The 26,850-nt window shown below is 36.5% G+C and carries 28 protein-coding genes; 17 read left to right on the forward strand and 11 right to left on the reverse strand.

The features are described from left to right. Positions 1–20: 20 nt before the first annotated feature. The 7 genes from I3217_RS14600 to I3217_RS14630 all read right to left on the reverse strand — a co-directional run bounded on the left by I3217_RS14600 (position 21) and on the right by I3217_RS14630 (position 5,952). Positions 21–1,052, reverse strand: a complete 1,032-nt coding sequence (locus tag I3217_RS14600; protein ID WP_435050514.1) for an HAD family hydrolase — start codon at positions 1,050–1,052, stop codon at positions 21–23. A 143-nt stretch (positions 1,053–1,195) separates the two neighbouring features. After that, positions 1,196–2,737, reverse strand: coding sequence for an arylsulfatase (locus I3217_RS14605; protein WP_435050515.1), 1,542 nt, complete (start codon positions 2,735–2,737; stop codon positions 1,196–1,198). A 149-nt stretch (positions 2,738–2,886) separates the two neighbouring features. Further along, positions 2,887–3,438: a helix-turn-helix domain-containing protein gene (locus I3217_RS14610; RefSeq protein ID WP_435050516.1), complete on the reverse strand. Its 552-nt coding sequence runs from the start codon at positions 3,436–3,438 to the stop codon at positions 2,887–2,889. Between the two features lie 188 nt (positions 3,439–3,626). Further along, positions 3,627–3,833, reverse strand: a complete 207-nt coding sequence (locus I3217_RS14615; RefSeq protein WP_435050517.1) for a hypothetical protein — start codon at positions 3,831–3,833, stop codon at positions 3,627–3,629. Between the two features lie 26 nt (positions 3,834–3,859). Next, positions 3,860–4,021 carry a DUF1328 family protein gene (locus tag I3217_RS14620; protein WP_435050518.1) on the reverse strand — a complete coding sequence of 54 codons (162 nt, stop codon included), beginning with the start codon at positions 4,019–4,021 and terminating at the stop codon, positions 3,860–3,862. Between the two features lie 134 nt (positions 4,022–4,155). After that, positions 4,156–4,842 carry an SOS response-associated peptidase family protein gene (locus I3217_RS14625; RefSeq protein ID WP_435050519.1) on the reverse strand — a complete coding sequence of 229 codons (687 nt, stop codon included), beginning with the start codon at positions 4,840–4,842 and terminating at the stop codon, positions 4,156–4,158. Between the two features lie 72 nt (positions 4,843–4,914). Next, positions 4,915–5,952 (reverse strand): AI-2E family transporter, encoded by a 1,038-nt coding sequence (locus I3217_RS14630; RefSeq protein ID WP_435050520.1) that lies wholly within the window; start codon positions 5,950–5,952, stop codon positions 4,915–4,917. A 247-nt stretch (positions 5,953–6,199) separates the two neighbouring features. Here I3217_RS14630 and I3217_RS14635 point away from each other — a divergent pair, with 247 nt between their 5' ends. Then, the gene (locus I3217_RS14635; protein ID WP_435050521.1) at positions 6,200–6,778 is read left to right on the forward strand and encodes a porin family protein; all 579 of its coding nucleotides are present in this window, start codon (positions 6,200–6,202) and stop codon (positions 6,776–6,778) included. A gap of 75 nt (positions 6,779–6,853) precedes the next feature. On the opposite strand, the gene I3217_RS14640 is transcribed toward I3217_RS14635, so the two are convergent. Further along, positions 6,854–7,762, reverse strand: a complete 909-nt coding sequence (locus I3217_RS14640; RefSeq protein ID WP_435050522.1) for a YihY/virulence factor BrkB family protein — start codon at positions 7,760–7,762, stop codon at positions 6,854–6,856. A 165-nt stretch (positions 7,763–7,927) separates the two neighbouring features. On the opposite strand from I3217_RS14640, the gene I3217_RS14645 reads away from it, so the two are divergent. The 6 genes from I3217_RS14645 (at position 7,928) to I3217_RS14670 (ending at position 13,443) form a co-directional block, all read left to right on the forward strand. Next, entirely contained in the window at positions 7,928–8,104 is a 177-nt protein-coding gene (locus I3217_RS14645; RefSeq protein WP_435050523.1) for a hypothetical protein, read from the forward strand. 13 nt (positions 8,105–8,117) lie between these two features. Then, positions 8,118–8,417 carry an HPF/RaiA family ribosome-associated protein gene (locus tag I3217_RS14650; protein ID WP_435050524.1) on the forward strand — a complete coding sequence of 100 codons (300 nt, stop codon included), beginning with the start codon at positions 8,118–8,120 and terminating at the stop codon, positions 8,415–8,417. Between the two features lie 100 nt (positions 8,418–8,517). Beyond that, positions 8,518–11,346, forward strand: coding sequence for a PAS domain S-box protein (locus I3217_RS14655; RefSeq protein WP_435050525.1), 2,829 nt, complete (start codon positions 8,518–8,520; stop codon positions 11,344–11,346). Between the two features lie 132 nt (positions 11,347–11,478). After that, entirely contained in the window at positions 11,479–11,925 is a 447-nt protein-coding gene (locus I3217_RS14660) for a response regulator (protein WP_435050526.1), read from the forward strand. A 297-nt stretch (positions 11,926–12,222) separates the two neighbouring features. Continuing rightward, the gene (locus I3217_RS14665) at positions 12,223–12,360 is read left to right on the forward strand and encodes a hypothetical protein (RefSeq protein WP_435050527.1); all 138 of its coding nucleotides are present in this window, start codon (positions 12,223–12,225) and stop codon (positions 12,358–12,360) included. A gap of 60 nt (positions 12,361–12,420) precedes the next feature. Next, a complete protein-coding gene (locus tag I3217_RS14670) occupies positions 12,421–13,443 on the forward strand; it encodes a helix-turn-helix domain-containing protein (protein WP_435050528.1) in 1,023 nt (340 codons plus the stop codon). A gap of 82 nt (positions 13,444–13,525) precedes the next feature. Here the strand turns inward: I3217_RS14670 and I3217_RS14675 are convergent, their stop codons facing one another. Then, positions 13,526–14,791 (reverse strand): metallophosphoesterase, encoded by a 1,266-nt coding sequence (locus I3217_RS14675; RefSeq protein WP_435050529.1) that lies wholly within the window; start codon positions 14,789–14,791, stop codon positions 13,526–13,528. Between the two features lie 174 nt (positions 14,792–14,965). Between I3217_RS14675 and I3217_RS14680 the strand changes: the two genes are divergently transcribed. From I3217_RS14680 to moaA, 10 genes are read left to right on the forward strand one after another with little or no spacing between them, the layout of a single operon-like run. Further along, positions 14,966–16,156 carry a molybdopterin molybdotransferase MoeA gene (locus I3217_RS14680; protein ID WP_435050530.1) on the forward strand — a complete coding sequence of 397 codons (1,191 nt, stop codon included), beginning with the start codon at positions 14,966–14,968 and terminating at the stop codon, positions 16,154–16,156. Next, positions 16,146–16,490 carry a winged helix-turn-helix domain-containing protein gene (locus I3217_RS14685; RefSeq protein WP_435050531.1) on the forward strand — a complete coding sequence of 115 codons (345 nt, stop codon included), beginning with the start codon at positions 16,146–16,148 and terminating at the stop codon, positions 16,488–16,490. The genes I3217_RS14680 and I3217_RS14685 overlap by 11 nt, the downstream gene beginning before the upstream one ends. Continuing rightward, positions 16,471–17,217: a sulfite exporter TauE/SafE family protein gene (locus tag I3217_RS14690; RefSeq protein ID WP_435050532.1), complete on the forward strand. Its 747-nt coding sequence runs from the start codon at positions 16,471–16,473 to the stop codon at positions 17,215–17,217. The genes I3217_RS14685 and I3217_RS14690 overlap by 20 nt, the downstream gene beginning before the upstream one ends. Further along, the gene (locus tag I3217_RS14695) at positions 17,217–17,801 is read left to right on the forward strand and encodes a molybdenum cofactor guanylyltransferase (protein ID WP_435050533.1); all 585 of its coding nucleotides are present in this window, start codon (positions 17,217–17,219) and stop codon (positions 17,799–17,801) included. The genes I3217_RS14690 and I3217_RS14695 overlap by 1 nt, the downstream gene beginning before the upstream one ends. Next, positions 17,798–18,607, forward strand: a complete 810-nt coding sequence (gene cobA / locus I3217_RS14700) for a uroporphyrinogen-III C-methyltransferase (RefSeq protein ID WP_435050534.1) — start codon at positions 17,798–17,800, stop codon at positions 18,605–18,607. Before I3217_RS14695 ends, cobA begins: the two co-directional genes overlap by 4 nt. 1 nt (position 18,608) lies before the next feature. Beyond that, positions 18,609–19,196 (forward strand): precorrin-2 dehydrogenase/sirohydrochlorin ferrochelatase family protein, encoded by a 588-nt coding sequence (locus I3217_RS14705; protein WP_435050535.1) that lies wholly within the window; start codon positions 18,609–18,611, stop codon positions 19,194–19,196. Further along, positions 19,196–19,432, forward strand: coding sequence for a MoaD/ThiS family protein (locus I3217_RS14710; protein WP_435050536.1), 237 nt, complete (start codon positions 19,196–19,198; stop codon positions 19,430–19,432). Before I3217_RS14705 ends, I3217_RS14710 begins: the two co-directional genes overlap by 1 nt. Positions 19,433–19,467: 35 nt before the next feature. Beyond that, entirely contained in the window at positions 19,468–19,905 is a 438-nt protein-coding gene (locus tag I3217_RS14715; RefSeq protein WP_435050537.1) for a molybdenum cofactor biosynthesis protein MoaE, read from the forward strand. Positions 19,906–19,908: 3 nt separating this feature from the next. After that, a complete protein-coding gene (moaCB, locus tag I3217_RS14720; protein ID WP_435050538.1) occupies positions 19,909–20,814 on the forward strand; it encodes a bifunctional molybdenum cofactor biosynthesis protein MoaC/MoaB in 906 nt (301 codons plus the stop codon). Position 20,815: 1 nt separating this feature from the next. Continuing rightward, positions 20,816–21,823, forward strand: coding sequence for a GTP 3',8-cyclase MoaA (gene moaA, locus I3217_RS14725; RefSeq protein WP_435050539.1), 1,008 nt, complete (start codon positions 20,816–20,818; stop codon positions 21,821–21,823). Here the strand turns inward: moaA and I3217_RS14730 are convergent. Together I3217_RS14730 and I3217_RS14735 are read right to left on the reverse strand one after the other, a co-directional pair. Then, the gene (locus I3217_RS14730; protein ID WP_435050540.1) at positions 21,820–23,265 is read right to left on the reverse strand and encodes a rubredoxin; all 1,446 of its coding nucleotides are present in this window, start codon (positions 23,263–23,265) and stop codon (positions 21,820–21,822) included. The genes moaA and I3217_RS14730 overlap by 4 nt on opposite strands. Next, on the reverse strand, positions 23,265–26,786 hold the full coding sequence (locus tag I3217_RS14735; protein ID WP_435050584.1) for a molybdopterin-dependent oxidoreductase: 3,522 nt from the start codon (positions 26,784–26,786) through the stop codon (positions 23,265–23,267). Before I3217_RS14735 ends, I3217_RS14730 begins: the two co-directional genes overlap by 1 nt. Positions 26,787–26,850 lie beyond the last annotated feature (64 nt).

Raw genomic sequence — 26,850 nt, forward strand, 5'->3', positions numbered from 1 at the left:
TAAATGAAATTGAAAACGGATTACTGGAAACTAAAAATCTGTTTAAAGTCGTTTTTCATATCGACCACCAACCAGTTCTTTTCTTTAGCTTCCACCAAGGCTGTTTCAAGATGCCCGCTCAACGTTTTGGTATCGTATTCAAATTCGCGTTCACCATCGGTATGATGCAAGATAACGCACATCGATTTATATTTAGAACTGGAAGTATACTGCATCATAGCCTGATCGCCATCACTGTTTCCGCCGCAGAATACGGGCTTTTTACCAATAAAACGATGAATAGCTACCGGCTTGCCTGCTTTATCGTCTACATATAATTCGCCCTCTGTTTTTGTAATCCGAGGTATCCCATCTACAACTTCATATTTTAATTCGCCGTAGGACCCTATAACCTGATACGGTGGAATACCATAAATATCCTCGGTCCATACACGCATAAAATCAGCCCCTCCACCACTAACTATAAAGGTTTTAAATTCGTTATCTCTTAAGTAATCCAACAACTGAAGCATAGGTAAATACACTGCCTCTGTATATAGTTTATTAAATTTTTTACTTTTTGTGGTATCAATCCAGGTTTTAACCGACTCATTAAATTCCGATTCGGTTCTTGCCGTATTCACTTTATTAATCACATTAATTAAGCCTTTCATTCCTGCTTTTTTCAACGGCTCTAAATCGCCATTTACTACCCCCGTAACAACGGCGTCTTTTTTCCATTCGGGTTTATTTGAATATTCTTTCTTCAAATAATCAAAAATATATTGCGCCTGATTTGGCACCGGCTGTTCGGGCCATAAGGTCCCGTCGTTATCAAAAACTGCTATACGATCTTTTACAGGAATATAATCGGGAGATCCGTCCTGAGTAACAGCTTCTACCCAATCTACAATACGTTGTTTCGGAGCGTCTGCCCAGGCCGAAAGCACCTCTATTTTAACGTCTTCAACTACTGGTTCTTCATAAATATCGGCCTCTTTAGGTTCATTTTTACATCCTGTAAAACACAATACTCCACAAGCTAAAGCCAAGGTTACATAATTTAATTTCATAATAGGTGGTTTAAAATTTATTGATTACTAAATATACTTATTTATAGCCGATTAATAAACTATGTTACAGTTATCTATACAAAAAAAAGCTTCCCGTAGTAAGAACATACAGGAAGCTTCTCTTTAAAAAGATATAGAAATTATTATTTCCCTTCTCCAATATTCATAAACGAAGCCATAACCTCATCTAAGTTAAAGGATGCTGGTTTTTGCCTTGGCGGAAAATCTTTAAAGGTAGAAATCATCTTCCCTGCATATGCCTGAGCAGGTCCTCCTAAGAACTGCATATGCTCTTCCAGCCAGCTATAATAATTATTAGAATTGTGCTGAGCACGCTCGAACGGATCCATACGTAAATCGAAAATTAAAGGAATACGTAACTGTACAAAAGGATACATCCAAACTCCGAATTTAGACGATTGCTGCTCCATAAATACCAGTTTCCAGCGGTCGTAACGCAAGGCAACTAACTGTCCGTCATCGTTCCAGTAAAAGAATTCTCGTCTTGGCCAGTTTGTACCACCGTACTGATTAAATTCTTCTTTCTTTTCGCCTGTTAAAAACGGTAATAAGTTATAACCATCTAAATGGACTTTATAACCTTTGTAACCAGCAGCCAGTTTATCTTTAATATCCGGCACTCCGGCAGCTGCCATTAAAGTTGGCACCCAATCGTTACCCGCTACAATATTATTAACTACACCTCCTGCAGGAATCTTATTTGGCCATTTTACAATACATGGTACGCGGTAAGCCCCTTCCCAGTTGGTATTTTTTTCACCTCTAAACGGTGTAATTCCACCATCAGGCCACATGTTAAAATGTGGACCATTATCGGTAGTATATACTATAATCGTATTTTCATCCAGACCTTTATCTTTTAAATGCTGTAAAAGTTTACCCACTTCGTCGTCATGCTGAATCATACCATCGGCATAAAAATTCAGACCGGATTTCCCTTGATAACTTTCAGGCGGATGGGTTACGTAGTGCATTCTGGTAGTATTAAACCAAAGGAAAAATGGTTTACTGGCATTTTTATCGACAAACTTAATCGCCGCATCTAAAAATTCCTGATCTACAGTTTCCATACGCTTTTTAGTTAATGGTCCTGTATCTTCAATTTTACCATCAGCTGTACTTCTTATAACACCACGAGGTCCGAAGTTTTTTCTGAATTCCGGATTTTTAGGATAATCATCCAGTTCCGGAGTTTCTTCAGCATTTAAGTGATATAAGTTCCCGTAAAACTCATCGAACCCGTGATTGGTAGGTAAAAATTCATCCAGATCACCCAAGTGGTTTTTACCAAACTGCCCTGTGGCATAGCCAAGCGGTTTTAACATTTCGGCCAGAGTAGGGTCTTCTTTTTGTATCCCCAGTTTAGATCCTGGAATACCTACTTTAGTCATTCCTGTTCTAACAGGCATTTGTCCTGTAATAAAGGCTGCACGCCCTGCAGTACAGGATTGCTCGGCATAATAATCGGTGAAAATGGTGCCTTCGGCAGCTAATTGATCGAGATGAGGCGTTTTAAACCCCATCATACCGCGGTTGTTGTAGCTTAAATTCCAGTACCCCACATCGTCGCCCATAATTACGACTATGTTTGGTTTTTTCTGTGCGAAGCCTGAAAAAGCCAGCAAACACAACAACCATGTTGATAAAAGTTGTCTTTGATTCATAAAAAAAATATTGATTAATTGATTAATAAATAAGAGCGCCTTGGTTAACATTTTAAGCTGTAATTAAATCACTATCAGCTTTAAACGCTTCTAAAGTTAAGAAAATAACTACACAACCAACTAATTATCAATACTATTTTTACACAAACTTAAAGTTGTCGTCTTTTTTCTATAATTTTTTGAAAGGTGGAAGGTGTTAGCCCTGTAATCTTTTTAAACTGCCCGGAAAGATGTGCCACACTGCTGTAATTTAAGCGGTGCGCTATTTCGGTAAGCGTTAAACGGGCGTCTGACGACATGAGTTCTTTAGCTAAATCTATTTTTTTTAGCATGACAAAATTTTCAATGGAATTATAAGTCACCTCGGAAAAAATAGTGGATAAATAACTATAGGAATATTCCAGTTTCTCTGAAAGAATTGTAGAAGTATTATATGCTTTTGCCTCTTCACTATCGTAAATCATTTCAGTTATAATATCCTTTATGCGCTGCACCAAAACCTCGCGTTCGTCCTGAATTAAAGAAATACCAAAAAACCGGAGCGCTTCAGTCAATTCGACCTGTTGCTCTGGCCTTAGCGGTTTCTGTGTTTCAATTTCACCTAAACCGGATAAGGTATACGGAATATTGAGTCGCTCTAATTCAGATTCTAAAACACGTTTACAAACCACCTGATAATCAAATTTCACAAATAATTTCATAGTTACCAATTAACTTACTGTCCTGCCATATGAGTCGGGCAGCTTCCAAAATACAAATATAAACAGGACCAGAACTTATCTGTAAAACTTTTTCGACAAGCGACATATTTCGTTTAAAATATAACAAATAGAAAAAGGGCATATTTTAAAAATATACCCTTTAAATATTAACTAAAATCCCTTTTCTTTTAATCTACAGCATCCTCTATGGCGTCTCCTGTATCTTCCACACCATCTTCTATGGCATCGCCTGCATCTTCAATACCGTCTCCAATATCGTCTGCTGCATCTTCAATCTTTTCTGATGTTGTTTTATTTTCTCTGCAACTTGTTACACTTAAACTTGTGGTTCCTAAGGCGAACATGACAAGAATAATATACATTGTCTTTTTCATATAGTTATAGTTTAAAATTTATAGTATTAGACTTTTTTTCGCCCTGTAAACAGCGAAATAATAAAAAGTACGATAAAAATGAAGAATAAAATTTTTGCAATACTTGCTGCTCCTGCTGCAATGCCTCCAAATCCGAAAATGGCTGCTATTATTGCTAAAATTACGAATGTTACTGTCCAACGTAGCATAATGTCTGGTTTTAAATGATTAATATTAATAGTAAACGATATTACTATTTGCTTACTGTAAAGGTCTTACAATTACACGACAGCGATTAACTGTATCCAATTAAAACTTAACGCATTAGGTTCGCAAGCACCTTTTAAACCGCATCATCCAGCCCCAGAAGCTGCTGAAATTCGTCTATATTATTATTTACAGATAAACGGTTAGCTGTAGCAAACCTGTTTATGGTGTAACCATGAGGACGTTGTAAACCAGCTAGAGCCGTTTTTAAATTTGCAGACTGATCTAACCACAACTTACAACTATCCGGATGCAATATTGCTGGCTGCATCGTGTTTTCTGTCCCAGAAGACACAAATTTGCTTGGCTTAGTATTTACAATTAAAGAACAGCTATAAAAACCATCTTCCAACTGGCTGTAGATTCCAGCCACACAAAACGGGGCGTCGTCTTTATTGACATTGTAATACGATTTTACCTCGCCGTTAACATTGTAAAACCCGAAATATCCCGTTACAGGAATCAAGCAGCGTTTTATCATTTTACTGCCCGTAATTAATCGGCCTACATCTTCTGCTTTAACATTTAAAGTACTCTGTTTTTGCTGAAACGGTTTCCACTCCCCTTTAAAATATTCGGGCAACATGCCCCAGATTGCAAAATCAATGCGCTTTGAGTCTTCCCATGTTATTACAGGAATAATACTTTCCTGCATGCCGTTAATGATAAATTTAGACCGATAAAGATGTGGAAATTTGAATGTAGCCTTCAATTCCTCTTCCATAATCGCTTTGCTTGCTATATTCGATAATTTGTAAAACATACTTTTCTTTTTCTAAAATTTTTAAAAACTTCATAATCTCTAAATATCCCTCCCTTAATTGCTTTTAGATTTCTACAGGTATTTATTTGCTTCACTATCCACCTGTTTACCATATTTTTGTTTATAAATCCGTAGAATTAATAAAAACAAACTAATAAGCAAAGGCCCGAACACTAAACCTATAAACCCAAACAAGGGCACACCAACCACAACACCTATTAAGGTTATAACCGGATGTACATCGTCCAAACGCTTAAGTATTACCAGGCGCAATAAGTTATCTGTAGAACCTACAATTACAAAACCATAAATTAAAATACCCCAGGCCTGAAAGGTATTACCGTGAATTAAAGCTATAGCAAATACTGGTAACGTACCTATTAAAGTCCCTACAAATGGAATCATAGAGCCAATAAAAACAATAACACCCCAAAAAAACGGATCGGGTATATTAAAAATAAGAAATCCTATTAAAGCCACAATCCCCTGAGCCAAAGCCACTAAAGGAATCCCTATAGCGTTAGATTTTACCATAGCCAGACTATCGCGGCCAATAATTTTGAGATTATCCTTACTGATTGGAATATATTCTACCAATGCCGATTTTAATGCCTGTTTATTAGTTAACATATAAAACAGCATAACGTACATAATAGCGATAGAAATAAACATATTAAACGTGCTTCCCACAAGGTCCGGCACATTTTCAGACAACCAGGACGGCACCGAAGACCAATCCAGGTTATCGGTAAACTTATACCCTAAACTATCTTCCCAGACTTTAATCTGTTTTTTTATGGTATTAAAAAGCACTTCGGTTTTCCCAAGTGCATTTTCCAGTCGTTTTCCCAGTAATAAAACAATAGTGGTTACCGGAATTAAGACTCCAATAAACGATCCTAATAACAATACAGCTGCAGCCAGATTTACATTCCATTTTTTGGCCAGCAAATAAGTCATTGGGCGTTGTAACAACACAAAAAATGTTATCGCTCCCAGCACCCCTGGCAGATATGGTAACATTTCGGCAAAAATTAAACCACCTAACAATACTATCAGTAATAATACAAACACTTGCCGGATGACCTGAGGACTAATTAGTTTTGTCATGTATAAATCATTTCTCGTTTTACAAAGGTCGCAACAGACTTCGCACTAAGTTAATGCTAATCAACTTAATATTATCTGATTTAAGGAAAACACCCAATAGAACAATACCCTATTAAAATAATAAATTAAAATCATGGTATACTTTTTTAAAACGAATTGAGTTAATACTATAATTTTTAGCAGCCGTTTATATGTAAGCATCGACCTACTTTTGACCCCACAAGAAACCATTATAAAACAAAATTCCATGAAAAAACAATTTTTAGTTTTAGCATTAAGTTTAATAGGTATAAGCGCAACAGCCCAGTCCTGGTCTACAAAAGCTCAACTTGGAGTTAAAGGAGGCGTTAATTTTGCAACCGTTAAAGGTGACCGTTTCGACAGTCCGGATTCCCGAACCAGTTTCAACGCTGGTTTGATACTGGAAGCTCCTTTAAATGAAATTATTTCCTTACAACCCGAAGCTTTTTATTCCGGACAAGGTTTTAAAATTGACGAAGATTACGATGCCGAATATCAGGTAGATTATATTCAGGTTCCGGTACTTTTAAAAGTATATATCGTTGAAGGATTAAATATACAGGTCGGACCTCAGTTTGGATTCAAAATTAATGAAGAACTCGATTTTGAACCAACGAACGATGATGGTGATATAAACACGAATGAAATAGAAGATTTCGACATGCAGATCGCCACTGGTCTGGAATACAAATTTGCTCAGAACTTTTTTATTCAGGGACGATACACCTACGGTTTTTCTGAACTGATTAAAGACTACGATGTACATAGTTCGGTATTTTCTGTAGGGATAGGATTTATGTTCTAAGCCTTTAAAATATAATCTTAGCGCAAGCGGCTGTACTAATAATTCTATTAGACAACCGCTTATTTTTTTTATTAATTATTCTGTTTTAACGGCATGGTCGTTTGGCTGTACTCCACCACCGGTATAATGCGCAAACACCCAGGTAAACTGAGCCCCGAAAAACAAAATTAAACAGGAATAAGACACCCAGAGTAAAATAAGCACGACAGTACCAGCCGCACCATACGTAGATCCCGGATTAGATTTTCCAAAATAGTAGCCCATTAAAGATTGTCCCAGAACAAACAGTACCGCAGTTAAAAATCCGCCTACCCACACACTCCGCCATTTAATTTTTACATCGGGTAAATACTTAAACATTAAAGCAAACAAGGTTGCTATAATAGCCAGAGATATGCAGAGGTCTAAAAAATAAGCCAGATATAAGATAATATCGGGGAATAATTTTCGAATATAATTATTTAACAGCGAAATTCCAGTTGAAACAATTAAACTAATTAACAGCAGGAAGCCTATAACCAGAATAAAAGCAAAGCCTCTTGCTCGTTTTTTAAGCATGCCCCAGATATTAATTTTTGACGTACTTACAGCTTCTATCCCCCAGATCTCATTTAAAGACAACTGCAAATGATAAAACACTCCAGTCGACCCAAACAAAAGAGTAGCAATTCCTATAATTGTAGACGTTAGATTTTTATTAGGATTTTGCGTCTCCTTGATCATGGTTTCTATAGACTGAGCAGCGTCTACTCCCAAAGCAGAAGAAAACTCCTGAGTCAATTCGCCTTCAATAATATCCTGTCCCCAAACAGATCCTATCACATTAATAATGATAACCAATAAAGCAGGAAGCGACAACACGGTATAATATGCTATTATGGCACTTAAACGCCAAGGATCGCTATCTAACCATCTTCGTAAAGTATCTTTTAACAGTTTAGGTAAATCTTTAATTTTAAATCGTCGTGACTCCGAGTTAGTCATAGCCCAGCTCTTTTTTATCAATTAAATTACTGTTTTTATTTGTTTTAAGGCCCAGAAGTAATCCAAATCTTATTAAATTTTAATTGAGCGCAGGAAAAAATGATTTGAGTTAAAAATAAATTTGATTTAAAATTAGATTTGTTGTAATACAGAATAATATAAATTATGAGTACTTCCAAAGCCCGTTTATACTACGAGACTACGCACCTGCAAGAAACAAATACAACATATGCCACAACTAAAAAGAAACACAACATACATAAAAACTTAACTAGTAAAAAATGGAACTCTTCCCGTGCAAGGTTTAAAGACAGATATGGAACAAAAGGAATGATTAACTGAAAGCTTTAATACGATGGATATAAGATATGAATATGTAAACATTACCCAAAACAATTATTTTGAATATTTAATGTCTGAAAAGTTAGGCCCCATAATTCGAAAATACCCCTTTGTTGATGGAGCAAAAGTATTTTTTAAGGTTGAAAACAATGCAGACCATTTAGATAATATTTGTGAAATAAAAATAATTGCAAACAACGAGAACCTTACAGCTGCAAACAATCAGGAATCTATAGAAATGGCTATAAACAAATCAGCCAAAGACATAGAAACGCAGCTGGAACACATAAAATCTCAATTAAAACTTAATTAATAGCTTAATAAAAAGTTTTACCTTGAACACATAAAACCTTCTTTAAAAACCTTCAATACGTCTTGAAGGTTTTTAAATGTCAATACAATAACGAAACATTATGACCTCGAATTCGAAAATCCCCTTAGTTAGTTCTGATTTTAATTCAAAATTTAATGCTCCATTTTGGGAACACACCGAATTAGGGAAGGTTTCGCTATGGCCAGAACATTTAATTTTCGGATTAAACCTCATCCTTAAATCCAGTCAGCCCATGGCTATATGCTGGGGTAACACCAAGCATTTTTTTTATAACAAAGCATTTTTGGCCGCTAATTTAAGCCCTGATACCAATTTTGATACTTTTGGACTTCCTTTAGACAAGGCCCCGTTACACCCTGAAATCAAAACACAAATTCTGCTTTGCTTTAATGGGGAGCAACCAGAAACTACAGCCGATTTAACTTTTAATAATGTAAAACAAAAACCATCTTACTGGTCTTTTGCCTTTAGCCCACTGTGCTCAAATCCGGAAACTATAAGCGGAGTATTAATACAGGCCTTAAACAAAACCCCGGTTATAAAGGCAAAAGCAAAATCGGAACATCTTCTTAAACGTCTAAACAATACCATACGACAAGCCCCAACAGGGGTCTTGATTATTTCGGCAAAAACACAAAATATCGAAATAATAAACAGAAAATTCAAACAACTCCTGCCTGCAAAAGTAACAGATTTAATAGACCAACCTTTTACTAAAGCGCTACCGCACTGTAATTTTGATTTAAAAAGCGAAATAGTAAAATTACTACAAACCGGAACCGGATTTCAGGCTAATGAAATTCAAGTAAAAAACACGTTTGATTGGCCCAACGAAATCAGGTATTTTAATATTTTAGGCGAAGCCATTTATAACGAAGAGCAGGAAATTACAGGTGCTATAATAGCCAGCACAGAAGTAACGGAAACCATCATTGCAAAACAAAAGGTTAGCAAAAGTGAATACAGATTTAAAAGTCTTATAGATAACAGCCCTATACCAATAGCACTGTTCTCAGGACCGGATCATGTGATAACAATGGCCAACAAAACCATGATACATGATATCTGGAGAAAAACCGAAAAAGATATTATTAACAAGCCGCTTGTAGACGTATTTCCGGAATTAAAAGCACAAAAATACCCGGAACTTCTGGATAAGGTTTATAAAACCGGTATACCACATAAAGAGAAAGAATCTAAAGCGCTTATAGAGGGTAACGATGGCACCAAGGCGTTTTATTTCGATTTTGAATACTCCCCTATTTTTGAGAGCGACAATAAAATATCGGGAGTAATGACTACTTCCATTAATGTAACCGAAAATGTAATTTCGAGAAAAAAAATAGAAAAAACAGAAGCACGCCTGCGCATTGCCACCGAGGCTGCAAAGCTAGCCACTTGGGAACTCGATTTAAAATCATCCAAAATTTCTCACAGCAAAAGACTAGCAGTTATATTTGGCTACCCGGAAGACAAAAAGTTGACACACGAAGCTATACGCAAACATGTAAACCGAAAAGATTTAAAAGATATTTTACTCCCTGCTTTCGAAAAAGGTCTTAAAACAGGTTCTTACTTTTCAGAAGTTAAAGCGTATAAAGACAACGGAGAGCAGCTCTGGATTAGAAAACAAGGCAAAGTGCTATATGCCGAAGACGGACAACCGGAAAAAATAATTGGTACACTGCGCGATGTGACTTCCGAAAGAAACAACCAGCAGCGTTTAATAGAAAACGAACAGAAATTCAGGCTTTTGGCAGACTCCATGCCTCAAAAAGTCTGGATTACCGATAAGGAAGGTAATGTCAATTATTTTAATAAAACCGTATACGATTTTACCGGTTTTAAACTGGACAAATTTAATCCGGAAAACTGGCTGGACTTCGTTCATCCCGACGACCACAAAGAGAACATTCGACTTTGGGAACACGCTGTAAACACGGGAGAAGATTATTTATGCGAACATCGCTTCAGACGCTTTGACGGACAATATCGCTGGCAGTTAAGCCGTGCTATTGCGCAACGCGACGAAAAAGGAAACATTCAACGCTGGGTTGGTACGAGCACCGATATTCAGGACCAGAAAATGTTTCTTAAAGAACTGGAACGCCAGGTTACAGAACGTACAAAATTACTAGCCGAGACAAACTCCAAACTAGAAAATTCTATAGAAGAATTGCAACGCATGAACGAAGAACTCCAGTCTTTCGCTTATATTTCCAGTCACGATTTACAGGAACCTTTACGTAAGATTCAGATTTTTGCATCCCGAATCCAGGATGTAGAAAAAGATAATCTATCTGAAACCGGAAAAGATTATTTTAATCGTATGCAAAAATCTGCCAGCCGTATGCAGGCACTGATTAAGGATCTTCTTGCCTATTCCAGAACCAACACTTCCGTACGAGCTTACGAAGAAACCGATTTAAATGATATCATAAACGAAGTAAAAGCGGATTTGAAGGAATTGCTTCAAGACAAACAGGTTACTTTAGAAGTAGATAGTTTATGTTCGGTCGAAATTATACCGTTTCAGTTTATTCAACTGTTTAGCAACTTAATCAGTAACGCTATAAAATTTTCGAGAACAGATATTCCTCCTGTTATAAAAATTGAAAGTATAATTGATAAGGGCGCTAAATTCAACATAGAAGAACTGAATACCGAAGAAGACTACTGCCATATTAAAGTATCTGATAATGGTATTGGGTTTAACCCGAAATACAGCGAGCAGATTTTTGAAGTTTTTGAACGTTTACATACCAGAACAACTTATGAAGGTACAGGTATAGGTCTGGCAATTGTAAAAAAAATCGTAGAAAACCATGAAGGTTATATTTTTGCCAGCAGCAAGGAACAACAAGGTGCAACCTTCAATATTTATATTCCAATAAACAAATCGATGTAATGCTATTTTTTTTTAGAATCCACATTATATTTATCTGTACATTTACATGCTTAGCCTGATACAGGCCTAAAACCCATACTAAACAATTTATAGGATTATAATTTGTTATTGTTATAAATTCGCAATTACCCTATGAGCTTAAAAGCCTTAAACATTGCTCTTGTAGACGATGACGAAGACGATCGTTTTCTATTTAAAGAAGCTATTGATCAAATCCATATTCAAACGGAATTAAGTCTGTTTGAAAATGGTCAGCTATTTATGGATTTTCTGAACACCCCGAAAATTAAATTACCACAGGTGGTGTTTTTAGATTTAAATATGCCGGTAAAAAACGGACTGGAATGTCTTCAGGAAATAAGAAGCACTGATACCTTAAAGGAATTATCAGTAGCTATTTATTCTACCTCCTCGTCTGAAACAGACATTAACGAAACCTTTATAAACGGAGCAAACATTTACATTAATAAACCTACTGAGTTTTCTAAATTAAAATCGGTTATTGAAAAAGTACTGCAAATTAACTGGCAATACAACACTTCAAACCTCAACAAAGAAAACTTTATAATGCGTTTGTAATTCAAAGCTTCGACTTAAAAAACACACCAAAACTCCGACAGTCATCGTCGGAGTTTTTTTATCCCCTTCATTTTCAATGAGCTTCTTTAAAGCTATCGCTTATTTTCACATCGGTACTCAGAAACATTTCATTTAAACAGCTGTTTTAACATAAACTTCACATAAACAACATTTTACCTCATTAAAACGATTGAAATCTAAAAATTATATAACAGTATCTAAAAATTGTGTAACACAAAAGCCTGAGTATTTTCTGAATTTTGAAATATCATTAACCATAAAAACAAAAATTAATATATGAAACCAAATTCAGATCAGAATGCCCGTGTAGGACAAGTAAGAAAAAAGTCCTTTTTTACATCTCTTAATTTAAACAGCATTGTGAGCCGCATAGACAACCAGACTCACATTATTACCGATCTTGAAACCAAATAAGTGTTACTAAAGCACCTATTCAATTTTACTTTCATATTAATTTACATTAAAAGCGATCTCATGAAAACCTTAAATATTAAATCGACCACTGCCACTAAAATGATTAAAGACCTTCAGGTTCTAATTGGCGGCGACATAAAATCTTACAACAAAGAACATATTTTAACTGTAGATAATAGTCTGGCAACGGGAACAATAAGTGCCATTTCTGTTAAGAAAAGCATTTCATTTTTAGCCTTCGATATTACATTTAACGAGGACATTACATTAAAGAACACGTTTTTAAAATCTGCTCCTATTTACTTTACCTATTGTTCTGAAGGGCATGTAGAACACAGCTTTACAGAGCAGGATACTGTAAACACGCTGGACGCTTTTCAAACAGCAATCTTACGAAGCACCTCCTCTAAAAGTAATGTGTACTACTTTAAAAAACAGGTGAATTTTAATTTCTCTACAATTGTAGTTAATACGGACGACATTTCTTTGGCTACTAATGAACTGAATGCACAACTAAGTGAGACTTTCAGTCCGACAAATCAAGGAGAGAACTTTATCTATTTTGGGTCTTACAATCTAAAAATAGCAGAAAAAATAGAACAGTTAAACACCATTTCGCAAGACGGTGTGGTAAGACGTTTATTAATAGAAAGCACCGTACAGGCCATACTTGCCTTAGAAATACAACAACACAAAGATGATGTGGCACATGCTAATTCTCATTTTGGTTCGCTTAATATAAACGAACTGGAAACGATAAAAGAGGTTTCCTTGTTTATTAATAACTATCCCGAAAAACAATACACCCTTAAATATTTAAGTCATAAATCTGCTTTATCACCTTCCAAATTACAAGAAGGATTCAAGTTACTTTACGGCAGAACAGTAACCGATTATATAAGAAATGTACGTGTGGAAAAAGCAGAAGAATTGATTAAAACCACAGATTTAAATATTTCTGAAATTGTATATACCGTAGGACTTACCAGTCGTAGTTATTTCTCTAAAATCTTTAAAGAAAAATACAATTGCAGTCCGAAACAATATCAGGACAACCAAAACACGTTAGCTGCCACAGCATAACATATATACTATTTTACACTACTTAACAGACAAAGCGGATTAGCAAAATACTAATCCGCTTTGATTTTACATCCCATTTATTTTAACGTTTCAGTGTGATTAATGTTATTTCCGGCCGCATACCCAAACGTCCGGGAAATCCCAGCCAACCTAATCCCCGGGTTACATACAGAAACTGTGATCCGTTTTTATACAAACCAGCCCAGTGTTTATATTTATACTTTATAGGGCTCCAGGCCTTATTTCTAATGCGTAATCCGGCCTGCATGCCATGGGTATGCCCCGATAAAGTTAAAGCTATATTTGTATGTCCTACCACCTCTTCGCTCCAATGTGTAGGGTCGTGAGACAGTAATATTTTAAATACATCCGGCTCCAGACCTTTTAAACTTTGCTCTAAATCGCCATATTGCTTAAACGGTGGATTACCCCAGTTTTCCACGCCTACAACCGCCACAGTTTCTCCATCCTTTTCAATACCATCCCATTCATTTAATAGCACATTAAAATCCACTTTTTTATAAAACTGCTTTACCTGTTCCAGATTTGCTTCCTTTTCAGCTTCTGAGTCCCATAAACTATAATCGCCGTAATCATGATTTCCTAATACAGCATACTTTTTAATTTGTTTGTCCAGTTTTAAAAAACTACGCCCCCAGCCTTTTAGTTCCCATGCAAAATTATTCACTAGGTCGCCGGTAAAACACAAGATATCCGGTTTTAAATCATTAATAATTTTGAACGCCCTGTTAAGCACTTTAAATCTGTAGTTTAGACTGCCCAGATGTAAATCTGAAATATGCACCAGTCGCATACCGTTAAAAGCTTCCGGTAAGTCTTTATGATGGACTGTAATGTGATAGGTTTTAAAATGATAAACTGCTTTAAAAATAGCATACACTATCGCAAAAAAAGGCATAAAACCAGCCACAAGGCCTAACAACGGCACAATAATAACCGATTTTTCACTTGAAAACACGTTATGAGTTACACTAAACACTGTGATAAAAATCACAAAAATAATTTTAGGAATAAATGACGATACCGTTAAACCGTACAGTCTGGAAATAAGCTTTTGTTTTTTACGTGCATCAATATGATCCAGTCTTATTTTTAAAATGATAATAGCCGTTATCAATCCAATAGAGAAAAATACAAAAGCACTATTTATAATCAGCTTAAACCCCTTAGAGTCCACGCTCTGCATTATAATTTGCAACCAGTAAAATGCTAAAGTATCTACAGCTAAAATAACAAGGCAGAGCAATAAAATAGACGCTAAGGAGTAGGTTTTCATTTCATTTTGTATTTCAACATATAAAAGTACTGCATTCTGTAAAAAACGCATAACACATTTAAAATCAATATGAATCTAATCCATATATTAACAATTTTAGAGCCTGCTTTTTAAGATTTTACTAATAAAAACGAACTTCATTAATATCTACGTAAAAATACTTAGTTCGCTATTTTAATCGAAAATAAATCGCTATATTCGATAAGACATAACGCTTATATAATTATGATATCTGTAACCGAGGCCTTAGGACTAATAAATGCAACTTCTGTACCCGAACGCATCAAACCTATGCGCATAGAAAAAACACTGGGATTAATTTTAGGAGAAGACATTACAGCGCCTATAAATATGCCGCCTTTCAGGCAATCCGCTATGGATGGTTATGCCTTTATCTGGAGCGAAAATGACAATATTGTATTACATGTTATAGATACCTTTAAAGCTGGAGATACCACAAATATAGATTTAAAACCTGAGGAAGCCGTTCGGATTTTTACAGGAGCAAAAGTACCCGACCAGGCCGATACTGTGGTTATGCAGGAACACGTTAACACAAAAGACCAGCAAGCCATTATAATTAAAGCACCGAAAAAAGGAGCCAATGTTAGACCTGTTGGGGAACAGGTAAAAAAAGGCGATGTTGTTTTAAAAAAGGGACTTCAAATTAATGAAGCTACTATTGGCTTTCTCGCCGGACTTGGTATTAGAAAAGTAGCTGTTATTAAACCGCCTAAAATAGCTATACTGGTAACAGGTAACGAGCTACAAAACGCGGGAACTCCTTTAGCAGATGGTGCGATTTACGAAAGTAATTCCATTATGCTAAAAATGGCATTAAAGCGTTTTGGGTATTCTAAAGTTAAAATATTTCGTGCCAGAGACACACTAAAAGCGACCAAACAAGGTATAAAAAAAGGCTTAAAATTTGGGGATGTTTTATTGATTTCAGGCGGCATTTCTGTAGGTGATTACGACTTTGTAAAAGAGGCTCTGGAATCGAAAAAGGTTAAAGCTCATTTTTATAAAATAAATCAGAAACCCGGCAAACCACTTTGGTTTGGACAAAAGGACCAAAAATTTGTGTTTGCCCTACCGGGAAATCCAGCTTCGGCATTAACCTGCTTTTATGTATACGCGCTTCCGCTGATAAAAAAAATATCAGGAATAAAAACACCTCATTTACAACGAACAGAAGCCAGAATATCGTCCGATTTCAATAATAACTCAGGAAAATCCCTTTTCCTTAAGGCGACCTTAAAGGATAATGAATTAAGCATTTTGCAAGGACAACAATCGTCTATGTTACACACTTTTTCTAGTAGCAATGTTTTAGCTTACATCCCCGAAGACGTAAAAACAATTTCTAAAGGCGATGCAATAACCTGTATAAAATTAAACAGTTATGGAAATTAAAAGTAGGATATGGATTGAAAAAGAAGGAAAACCATTTCTTGGATTTGGCAAAATTCAACTTTTAAAAATGGTAGACCAGACCCGTTCTATAAGTGCCGCTGCTAAAAGCCTGAACATGTCTTATAAAAAAGCATGGAATCTCCTAAACGATATGGAAGAACTTTCCGAACAACCTTTACTCGTTAAACATATTGGTGGAAAATCGGGAGGCAGTACTGTATTAACCGCTTATGGAAAGACCATAATCAAGGAGTTTGAACACCTTAATACGAAATGTGAAACCTTTTTAAATAACGAATTTAAAACCTCAGCCCATGGAGTTTCTGAATCCTAGCACATTTTTAGTATTTTCACTAATACTGGTAGGCATATCCTTTTTATATGCCTCGGTAGGTCATGGCGGTGCCAGTGGCTATCTGGCTTTAATGGCCTTATTTTCCTTTCCTGTAGCTGTAATTAAACCTACAGCCTTATTGCTGAATATTTTTGTAAGTGGTGTAGCATTCTGGTATTTCAAAAAAAACCAACATTTTAACTGGAAGTTATTTTACCCCTTCGCCTTAAGCTCCATTCCAGCCGCTTTTCTCGGAGGCTACATTTCCATTAACACGACATTGTACAAACAAATTCTGGGCATCTTTTTAGCTATTGCTGTTTTGCGCATACTTGGTGTTTTTGGTAAAGAAAAATCTGAAAAACGGCAGGTAAATTTACCCTTAGCCTTACTGATTGGTTTTGGCATCGGGCTTTTTTCAGGAATGATTGGTATTGGCGGCGGAATAATTTTAAGTCCGATAATCTTACTTCTGGCCTGGGGAAATACTAAAGAATCCGCGGCAGTTTCTGCGCTCTTTATTTTTGTAAACTCCATTTCGGGAATGATTGGATTTTTACTAAATAGGGAAACCTTTCCTTCCGAAGCCTTTTACCTCGTCCCTTTTGCGCTCATTGGAGGCACTGTTGGAGCCATTTACGGCAGTCAGAAATTTTCCAATTTAAAACTAACCTATGTGCTGTCAGTCGTTTTAATATTAGCATCGTTTAAACTCTTTCTGTTCTAATGCAAAATCAAAAACACATATCGGCATATATACTTTGTGGCGGAAAAAGCTCCAGAATGCAAACAGAAAAAGGTTTGGTGGAATTTAACAGTAAACCATTTATCGAATGGATTATTGAGGCTGTTAAGCCAATTACCGATAATATTTATCTGGTAACAGAAAACACAAGTTACAGCAAATATAATTATCCGCTGTTAGCAGACATTCACAAAAACAAAGGACCAGTTGGCGGTATATATACGGCTTTATCTCACACGTCGACACATCAGAATTTAATTCTAAGTTGCGACATTCCTATGATAAGCACTGACATTATAAAACGCTATCTTATCAATTCAAAAGTGATAAATTCTCATATCAGTTTTGTTTCAGACAGTACCAGAGATTACCCTTTAATTGGCATGTACACTTCTAATAATTTACCGCGGTTTGAGCAGGCTATACGTACCAACCAATTAAAGTTAATGACCTTAATTAAATCGTCCACCTACCATCGCATAGAGGTGGCAACAAAAGATTATGATGCCTTGCACAATGTAAACACTAAGGACGAATTACAACATTTAATAGACCGTAAATCATGAAAAAAGCAGTAATACAACCCAAAGTAACTCTGGTAGGCGCAGGGCCGGGCGATCCCGATTTACTTACCCTTAAAGCGGTAAAAGCGTTAAAAAAGGCTAAAGCCGTGTTATACGATGCCCTGGTCAATGAAGCTATTTTAGATTATGCGCCTAAAGCTGTTAAACTTTATATAGGAAAACGCAAGGGACAACACAGCCATACCCAGGACGAAATAAACGATTTACTGGTTACATATGCCAAGAAATACGGTAAAGTAGTCCGTTTAAAAGGCGGCGATCCTTTTGTCTTTGGAAGAGGTAAAGAGGAAACCGATTATCTGGAAGGATTCGGAATAAAGACTGCGATAATTCCCGGAATAACCTCAGCTATTGCTGTACCGGCATCCATAGGAATTCCTGTTACGCAACGCAAAATGGCACAAAGTTTCTGGGTTATAACAGGGACAACCTCGTCAAGAACTTTATCTCCGGATATAAAGCTTGCCGCCCAGTCAACTGCCACAGTGGTTATATTAATGGGCATGTCTAAACTACCGGAAATTATGACGATTTACAAAAATTGCAATAAACAGGACACGCCTGTAGCTGTAATCCAAAATGGCACCAAAAAAGAAGCCAGACAGGCTATAGGAACTGTTTCCAACATAGAACAACTGGTGAAGGAAAAGCAACTGGCTGCTCCTGCAATTATTATTATCGGTGAAGTGGTAAACGGCCATAAAAGTTTACTGACTTATTTTAATGAACAATTTTTAGAAGATGAATTTATATATCAGAATTTAGATATAGAACCTATTTTAGCTTAAGATGGACAAAAACGAATTATATCCGATATTTTTAAAAGTAAACCACTTAGATGTTTTAATCGTTGGTGGAGGCAATGTGGGTTTAGAAAAGTTAAGTTTTTTACTTAAATCAAGTCCAAATGCCAATGTAGAAGTTATAGCCTTGGACTTTTTAAAAGCGTTGGAAGAACTGGCTGAACAACATCCAAATGTAAAACTCACAGAAAAAGCCTATGAAGTTTCCGATTTAGAAAACAGACATATTGTTATAGGCTGTACAGATAATCTGGAAGTAAATCTTCAAATAAACAAGGATGCCAAAGCCCGACATTTATTAGTTAATATTGCCGACACGCCAGACCAGTGCGATTTCTATTTAGGAGGAATTGTAACCAAAGGTCATGTAAAAATTGCCATTTCCACAAATGGAAAATCACCGACAACCGCCAAAAGGTTAAGACAGTTTCTGGAAGATGTTATTCCTGACAATATTACTGATTTTGTCCAAAATATAAACGCATACCGCAGCACCATAAAGGGTGACTTTCAGGATAAAGTAGACGCCCTGAATAAATTAACAGAAGGATTAGTGAATAAACAAGACAGCTAATGATTACTATAAAATATTTTGGCATGCTTGCCGAACAGGCTAAATGCCAGCAGGAACATTTAGAATTTAAAGAATTAACCTTAGCCGAACTTATTGAAGACATAAAGACAAAACATCAGTTTAACAGCTTATCATTTAATGTGGCGCTGAACCAGAAACTGGTTCAGAACAGTAAAGATCAAAAGCTGAAATACAACGACGAAATCGCATTATTACCTCCTTTTGCAGGCGGGTAATTATTAAATATTAATCTTAAAAACCAGTAAAAAAAATGAAAAATCAAAATGTATTTATTGAGGGAGCCATTGCTCCGGAATTTATTGCATCCTCTATTGCCAAACATCAAAGCAAGCAAACTATAGGAGCACATAACATCTTTTTAGGGCAGGTTCGCGCCGATGAAGTCCAGGACAAAAAAGTAGCCGCTATAGAATTTACAGCCTATAATGATATGGCCTTAGAACAAATTGCTGCTATTAGAGAAAAAGCCTTTAAAACGTTCGATTTAACCTGCCTACACATTCACCATAGTTTAGGAAAAATTAATGCGGGAGAAATCTGCTTTTTTGTTTTTGTTTCAGCAAAACACAGTAAAGAAGTCTACGCCGCTACAGAATATCTTGTTAATATCGTTAAGAAGAAAGTCCCTATTTTTGGAAAGGAAATTTTTGAAGACAGTACCCACCAGTGGAAAACAAACATAAACTAACCCATGGTCGATATAACCCATAAAATAAAAACACTACGTACAGCAACAGCCCACGCTGTGGTTAAGGTAAGTAAGCCTGAAACCATAGACGCTTTAAAAAGGAATACCGTTCCCAAAGGGAATGTCTTTGAAATGGCAAAAACAGCAGGGCTTTTCGCTGTAAAAAACACACATACCGTAATCCCCGATTGCCACCCTCTACCTATTGAATTCACTTCTGTAGATTATACCATAAAGGATCTGACTATAACCATCCATTTCAATGTAAAAACCATTTACAAAACGGGCGTGGAAGTTGAAGCAATGCATGGTGCTTCTGTGGTTGCCCTTACCATGTACGACATGCTTAAACCCATAGATAAGCAAATAGAAATAGGGACCATTAAATTGATTGAAAAAAAAGGAGGCAAAAGTTCTTTTAACAGCAAAACTATTTCCAGATTAAAAGCCAGCGTCATAGTCTGTTCCGATACCATATCACAAGGCAAAAAAGAAGATTTCGCTGGAAAGGCCATAATTGAAAAACTTGAGTCCAATAATGTACAAATAGAACATTACAATATTATTCCAGACGAAATTGAAGACATAAGAAATCAGGCCTTACATCTTTGTAAAAGCAGCAACCTTATTATTTTTACCGGAGGTACGGGCTTATCGTTTAGAGATGTTACACCAGAAGCTTTAGAACCTATTTTAGAGCGTCGTATTCCAGGTATAGAAGAAGCCATCCGTAGTTACGGGCAGGACCGCATGCCCTACGCCATGTTATCCAGAAGCGTTGCCGGAACCATAGGAAATTGTTTAATTCTGGCCTTACCAGGATCTACCAATGGCGCCAAAGAATCTATGGACGCTGTATTCCCGCACCTGCTTCACGTTTTTAAAATATTAAGAGGTCAACAACATTAAAATGACACAACCCAGTAACATATTAACCGATAGCTTTGGCAGAAAACATACGTACTTACGAATTTCCCTGACCGAAAAATGCAATTTAAGATGTACCTATTGTATGCCCGAAAACGGTGTTCCATTATCACCAAAATCGGATATTATGACTGCTGATGAAATATTTAAAATCGCCAGTATATTTGTAAAAAACGGCGTCACTAAAATCCGTTTAACAGGTGGAGAGCCTTTAGTTAGAAAAGATTTTTCAGAAATTTTAAAACGATTGGCTTCACTAAACATTTCGTTATCCATTACAACAAATGCAGTTTTAACTGACCGCTTTATCTCAGATTTTAAATCCTGTAATTTACAGGATATCAACGTAAGTCTGGACAGTTTAAATCGTGATAAATTCGTTTATATTACCAGAAGAGATCAGTTTAAAAAAGCTTACCAAAACATAATTCAATTACTTGAAGAAGGTTTTAACGTTAAACTAAATATCGTTCTTATTAAAAATTTTAACGATAACGAGATTCACGATTTTATAAACCTGACTAAATGGCTTCCTGTTAGTATTCGCTTTATAGAATTTATGCCTTTCGATGGCAACAACTGGAATAAATCCAAGTTAGTAACACAGAAAGAAATTTTACAGACAGCAGCCTCATATTTTGGAAACACCAACATTCTTCCTTTAAAAAACGATGCCCATTTTACGGCACGCAACTATCAGGTTAATGGTTTTAAAGGCACATTTGGCATTATTAGTTCTGTTAGCAATCCTTTCTGCGACAGCTGCAACCGTATACGTTTAACAGCAAACGGACGTATAAAAAACTGTTTATTCTCGAACAATGAAACAAATCTGTTGCACGCCTTTAGAAATGGAGAAAATATTGAACCTTTAATACAGGGTTTAATTAAGAAAAAACACGCTATAAGAGCAGGTATGTCGGATTTTGAAACCTTAAATAACCCCGAATTACACAACAACAACCGGAGCATGATTACTATTGGTGGTTAATCCTGAGTAATATGCTTTTTAAAAATCTTTTTTACAAAAGAATACTTGGGTGCCTCACATAACGAACAGCAATAGGTTTCCGGCAAAGCATCAAAAGGCACAAATGGTTCTATATTCTGTGTTGCATCCCCATAAGCTTCGTTATATACAGTTAAGCACTCCGGACACTGATATACTTCGTAATCTACAACCTCATCTTCTCTTTTTATTTCAGATACAGAATCATTTTCATTACCCAGCTGTTCAAAATACAACTGACTTAATTCCATAAGCAATCCTGGCAGTTCCACCTGATCTATATTTTGAACATGTGTAATATAGTCCCGCGTGTTAGGGTCAAAATTTTTGGCGTACAACAAATTATAAGTGTCCCGAATCTTAAAATCGGAAAGTCCTTCCGGACGCTCATTTTTTTCAATAACAACCGATGTAAAGTAATAGGCCTTTTTGGAGTAAGCTGTAATTGCAAAAGTTAAACCGTATGTACTAATATCATTCTGATCGAAATTAGCAACCAGATATTTTTTTAATTTCAACGCCTCGTCATCAGCAACCGGCAAATGCCAGTTTAATTCCAACATGGAATGCCTTACATTAATCCCGTATTTTCCCAGGAATTTTTCCCAAATTAATTTTGATTCTCCAGGAATATCTTTAATGATAAAGGACTTCCAGGGCGTAATGGAAATTTTACCAATTTTACAATCTGAACACAAATCGCACATGGCTTTTAAAAACTTTAAATCGTAGCGATTATTTCGCCAATACAGTCCCAACCAATATTTATCGTTACCAATACGATTCATTCCTTCGTAATACGGAAATGGATAGAAAGGCACCTGAAGCGGTTTATCTATAGTTCGGTTATTAGCGTCAATGGTATCATTTACCAAATCAAAAATCATATCAACAGCATCTGGTTCTTCCAGCAGTAACCCTTCAATAGTCAATTGAATTTTAGCCATATCCCAACTGTAAATCAGTGCCGGGTACATTTCGGTTTGTTCCCAATCTGGTAGCCTCACATACAAATACCAGTAATCTTCATGCTCGGATGCAATAAAATTAAGGTTTCCGGTAAACAAGGGTACTAAACGCTGTTTCGGATCTGTTATATTAATTTTCAATCGGGTATCTACTCCAAACTGCTCCAGAACATACAAATACTTTTCTCCGGTTAACCACGAGGTACTGGAAAAAATACCAGCGCTGACATAAGAAGATACTATATTTTCTGAACCGCCCTGATGCAAGGGTATTAACTGCACATTTTCAATCGCCTGTAACGCTTCGGTTTTCACCTGCCCCGGAAACAATATATCCTGACGGGAACCAAACAAAACTGAGTCTAAGCCCAGACTTTCAGCTGTTAAACAAATAGATTTTAATTCCCCTGGAGACAACACCCCGCCTTTTATTATTAATCGCGATAATTCCTGCATTACACCAATACTTTATAATTATTCAACAACTCCCTAACTTCTGTTTTACAACTTCCACAGCCTAAACCAGCTCCGGTTTGATTACATAGCTCTGTAAAATTAACACAGCCTCCTGCTATAGCTTCATTTATATTTCCTTCTCCAACCTGACTACAAGAACAGATAAGCTTACCTAAAACCGGTTTATTATTGGAACTACCGCGCAACAAAGTATCACGTTTATCCGATAATTCAACTTTACTTTCTATTAAGGTTTTGAATTCCGCAAACTCATTTTTATCGCCCATTAATACAGCTCCCACTAACAAATCATCTTTTACGATACACTTTTTATAATAACGTTTAGACATATCCATAAATACAATCTCTTCGTAAGAATTATCATTTTCCGGAACTGAAATATCCCCAAGGCTACACAAATCAAGATCACTGAATTTTAGAATATTCATGGCCACAGAACCTTTATACATACTACTGATATCTCCCGCAAGAAAATTGGCTAAAATAGCAGCCTGTTCTTCTGCTGCCGATGTAATTCCTAAAATTGAATTATTAAATTCGGCGATTTCACCTATGGCAAAAATATCCGGGTCGGAAGATTGCAAATGATGGTTAACTTTTATCCCTCGTCCGCAATCCACTCCACCAGCCTTGGCTATTTCAATATTAGGACGCGTCCCGATGGCATATACTATAGCATTAGATTTAAACGTTTTTCCACTTTTTAAAGTTATATTCAGACTATGTTTTTCATCGCCATCAAAAACGGTACTAACTTCGTTTGAGAAATAAATTTGTATACCTAATTCCTGAACATGTTTAGCAAGTAATTTACATGAAATAGCATCCAGTTGGCGCTCCATTAAATTGGAAGCCCTCTGAATTATAGTGGTTTTAACCTGTCTGTGTTTGAGTGCCGCCGCCAGCTCAAGACCTAAAAGCCCCCCCCCAACTATAGTAACGTGCTGCGCTTCGGCATTTAAATTTGTCCCGTCTAAATAAGATTTAAATCTATCTGCATCTGTTTTAGAACGCAGTGTAAACCGGCCTGGTAAATTTAAATTAACATCGTTAGGCACAAAAGCCCGACTTCCAGTCGCCAGAATTAATTTATCGTAAGCATGCGAATTTCCTTCATTATCGATTACGCATTTTTGCTTACGGTCTATATCAACAACAAATCGCCCCGAATGCATTGTAATATTTAAGAGCTTTAACTCCTGCTCCTTTATTTTTAAGAGTTGTTCCCAAGTAAGTTCTTCGGTAACGTATTCAGGCAATAACACCCGATTATAAAAGGGATTATGCTCTTTGGAAAATACTGCAATCTCATCCGTTTCTATATGTTCTCTATAATTCTGAATAAAACGAAAGGCAGCTGCCCCGGCTCCTACCACGATTATTTTTTCCTTTACCTTTTTAAATTTTGACACGGATACCCTGGTATATTTAAAATCAGGTTCTTTAGATACCGGATCGACTATAGTATGTGTTAAATTATTGGTCCTGTTTAAGCTGCTTTGCAGCTGCTTTCCCCAGTGCATTGGCAGAAAAACAACACCATTTTTAACACTATCGGTAACCTTAGTACGAACCCGTACCACACCATTAGCACTACTCACTTCCGCAACATCTCCGTCTTTCAATTTATTAATAAAAGCATCTACAGGGCTTATTTCGAGTACCGGGCTACTATAATGCGTTTTTAATCGGGATACTTTTCCTGTTTTAGTCATAGTATGCCATTGGTCCCTCACCCGTCCAGTGGTTAAAATTAAAGGATACGTAGCATTAGGCTGATCGGATACATTACCTGTAAATTCAGGAATATTAAATATTGCTTTTTTTGAAGGCGTATAAAATTGCTTATCCTCAAACAACCTTGCCGTACCGTTAAAACTGTTTCCAGAAACCGGCCACTGAAACGTTCCTTCCTGTTTTAAGCGCTCGTAAGTTAATTTAGATACATCTATATTGGTTCCTTTGGTCATGGCGCAGTATTCAGCATAAATTTCGGCTGTATTAGTGTAATTAAAACCTTCAAACCCCATTTTATTAGCAAACTCACACAAAATTTCAACATCTGGTTTGGCTTCTCCCGGTGCTTCTATCACCTTTGGCAAATACGAAATGCGACGCTCGGAATTCGTCATAGTTCCTTCCTTCTCCAACCAACCGGCTGCCGGAAGAATTAAATCGGCGTGTTCCAGAGTATCCGATCGATGCGAAATATCCTGGACCACGACAAACTTAGCCTGTTTTAAAGCTTTTTCTATTTTATTGGCATTAGGCATACTTACCATAGGGTTAGTACATACTATCCAAACGGCTTTCATTTTACCCGACTCCAAGGCCTCAAACATTTCTGTTGCCGTGTAGCCGGCTTTATCTGATATCTTATCTACCTTCCAGAAGTCTGCAACCTCCTGCCTGTGTGTTTCATTAAACAAATCTTTATGCGCCGCCAGTAAATTAGCCATGCCTCCTACTTCGCGACCGCCCATGGCATTAGGCTGACCGGTTAAGGAGAACGGCCCCGATCCCGGTTTTCCAATCTGCCCCGTGATTAAAGACAAATTAAGTAGAGCATAATTTTTATTAACACCAACCGCACTCTGGTTTAACCCCATAGCCCACATACTGATAAATGACTTAGACTGCCCGATAATCTGAGCAGCCTTTTTAATGTCATCTAAAGAAATACCACAAATTTTTGCAGCTTCTTTAAGTGAAGTGGAACAGACTTGTTTTTTATACTTATCGAAATTTTCGGTATGGTTTCGTATAAACGATTTATCTATTAAACCACGTTCTATTAAACGTCTGCCAATAGCATTATAGAGTACTACATCGGTTCCCGGTAAAATTTGAAGATGCAAATCGGCAAAATTTGCAGAATCTGTCTTGCGCGGATCGACCACCAGGATTTTCACATCAGGATGTTTTTCTTTATGCTGCTCTATTCTTCTGAATAGTATAGGATGACACCAAGCAGGATTTGCGCCCGCTATTAAAAAGCAATCTGCCAATTCAATATCTGCATATGCAATGGGCACAGAATCTTCACCAAAAGTTTTTTTATATCCTACAACCGCAGAACTCATACATAATCTGGAATTGGTATCTATATTATTAGTACCTAAAAACCCCTTTGTTAGTTTGTTTGCTATGTAATATTCTTCGGTTAGACATTGCCCGGACACGTAAAAACCTACACTATCCGGACCATGCTTTTTTATAATGGATTGGAACACTTTTGCTGCTCGGTCTAAAGCGGTATCCCAGGACACGCGTTCTAACGGGTGCGATTTACTCCACCTCATACTAGGAAACAAAATGCGGTCTGACACATCGTTGGCTACATAATGTAAATTCATCCCTTTAGAACATAACATACCGCGATTAACAGGATGCTCCTTATCGCCTTCAACATAAACCTTGTTATTCTCGTCCTTTTTAACGACAATTCCACAACCTACGCCACAGTACGAACATGTTGTTTTTATTTCCTTTTGAAGCATCATAATTCTTTAAACACTATTATAATTTATATTAAATGTAATAAAAGCCGATTATAATCCTTTC

It is taken from the genome of Formosa sp. S-31 (assembly GCF_051172795.1).
Taxonomy (GTDB): Bacteria; Bacteroidota; Bacteroidia; order Flavobacteriales; family Flavobacteriaceae; genus Formosa.

Coding starts and splice junctions, on each gene's coding strand:
- I3217_RS14650 (WP_435050524.1), top strand. CDS start 8,118: ATGGATATAAGATATGAATATGTAAACATTACCCAAAACAATTATTTT.
- I3217_RS14710 (WP_435050536.1), top strand. CDS start 19,196: ATGATTACTATAAAATATTTTGGCATGCTTGCCGAACAGGCTAAATGC.
- I3217_RS14610 (WP_435050516.1), bottom strand. CDS start 3,438: ATGAAATTATTTGTGAAATTTGATTATCAGGTGGTTTGTAAACGTGTT.
- I3217_RS14605 (WP_435050515.1), bottom strand. CDS start 2,737: ATGAATCAAAGACAACTTTTATCAACATGGTTGTTGTGTTTGCTGGCT.
- I3217_RS14660 (WP_435050526.1), top strand. CDS start 11,479: ATGAGCTTAAAAGCCTTAAACATTGCTCTTGTAGACGATGACGAAGAC.
- I3217_RS14715 (WP_435050537.1), top strand. CDS start 19,468: ATGAAAAATCAAAATGTATTTATTGAGGGAGCCATTGCTCCGGAATTT.
- moaCB (WP_435050538.1), top strand. CDS start 19,909: ATGGTCGATATAACCCATAAAATAAAAACACTACGTACAGCAACAGCC.
- I3217_RS14635 (WP_435050521.1), top strand. CDS start 6,200: ATGAAAAAACAATTTTTAGTTTTAGCATTAAGTTTAATAGGTATAAGC.
- I3217_RS14695 (WP_435050533.1), top strand. CDS start 17,217: ATGCAAAATCAAAAACACATATCGGCATATATACTTTGTGGCGGAAAA.
- I3217_RS14730 (WP_435050540.1), bottom strand. CDS start 23,265: ATGCAGGAATTATCGCGATTAATAATAAAAGGCGGGGTGTTGTCTCCA.
- I3217_RS14655 (WP_435050525.1), top strand. CDS start 8,518: ATGACCTCGAATTCGAAAATCCCCTTAGTTAGTTCTGATTTTAATTCA.
- I3217_RS14680 (WP_435050530.1), top strand. CDS start 14,966: ATGATATCTGTAACCGAGGCCTTAGGACTAATAAATGCAACTTCTGTA.
- moaA (WP_435050539.1), top strand. CDS start 20,816: ATGACACAACCCAGTAACATATTAACCGATAGCTTTGGCAGAAAACAT.
- I3217_RS14670 (WP_435050528.1), top strand. CDS start 12,421: ATGAAAACCTTAAATATTAAATCGACCACTGCCACTAAAATGATTAAA.
- cobA (WP_435050534.1), top strand. CDS start 17,798: ATGAAAAAAGCAGTAATACAACCCAAAGTAACTCTGGTAGGCGCAGGG.
- I3217_RS14600 (WP_435050514.1), bottom strand. CDS start 1,052: ATGAAATTAAATTATGTAACCTTGGCTTTAGCTTGTGGAGTATTGTGT.
- I3217_RS14620 (WP_435050518.1), bottom strand. CDS start 4,021: ATGCTACGTTGGACAGTAACATTCGTAATTTTAGCAATAATAGCAGCC.
- I3217_RS14705 (WP_435050535.1), top strand. CDS start 18,609: ATGGACAAAAACGAATTATATCCGATATTTTTAAAAGTAAACCACTTA.
- I3217_RS14735 (WP_435050584.1), bottom strand. CDS start 26,786: ATGCTTCAAAAGGAAATAAAAACAACATGTTCGTACTGTGGCGTAGGT.
- I3217_RS14625 (WP_435050519.1), bottom strand. CDS start 4,842: ATGTTTTACAAATTATCGAATATAGCAAGCAAAGCGATTATGGAAGAG.
- I3217_RS14690 (WP_435050532.1), top strand. CDS start 16,471: ATGGAGTTTCTGAATCCTAGCACATTTTTAGTATTTTCACTAATACTG.
- I3217_RS14685 (WP_435050531.1), top strand. CDS start 16,146: ATGGAAATTAAAAGTAGGATATGGATTGAAAAAGAAGGAAAACCATTT.
- I3217_RS14630 (WP_435050520.1), bottom strand. CDS start 5,952: ATGACAAAACTAATTAGTCCTCAGGTCATCCGGCAAGTGTTTGTATTA.
- I3217_RS14645 (WP_435050523.1), top strand. CDS start 7,928: ATGAGTACTTCCAAAGCCCGTTTATACTACGAGACTACGCACCTGCAA.
- I3217_RS14640 (WP_435050522.1), bottom strand. CDS start 7,762: ATGACTAACTCGGAGTCACGACGATTTAAAATTAAAGATTTACCTAAA.
- I3217_RS14675 (WP_435050529.1), bottom strand. CDS start 14,791: ATGCGTTTTTTACAGAATGCAGTACTTTTATATGTTGAAATACAAAAT.
- I3217_RS14615 (WP_435050517.1), bottom strand. CDS start 3,833: ATGAAAAAGACAATGTATATTATTCTTGTCATGTTCGCCTTAGGAACC.
- I3217_RS14665 (WP_435050527.1), top strand. CDS start 12,223: ATGAAACCAAATTCAGATCAGAATGCCCGTGTAGGACAAGTAAGAAAA.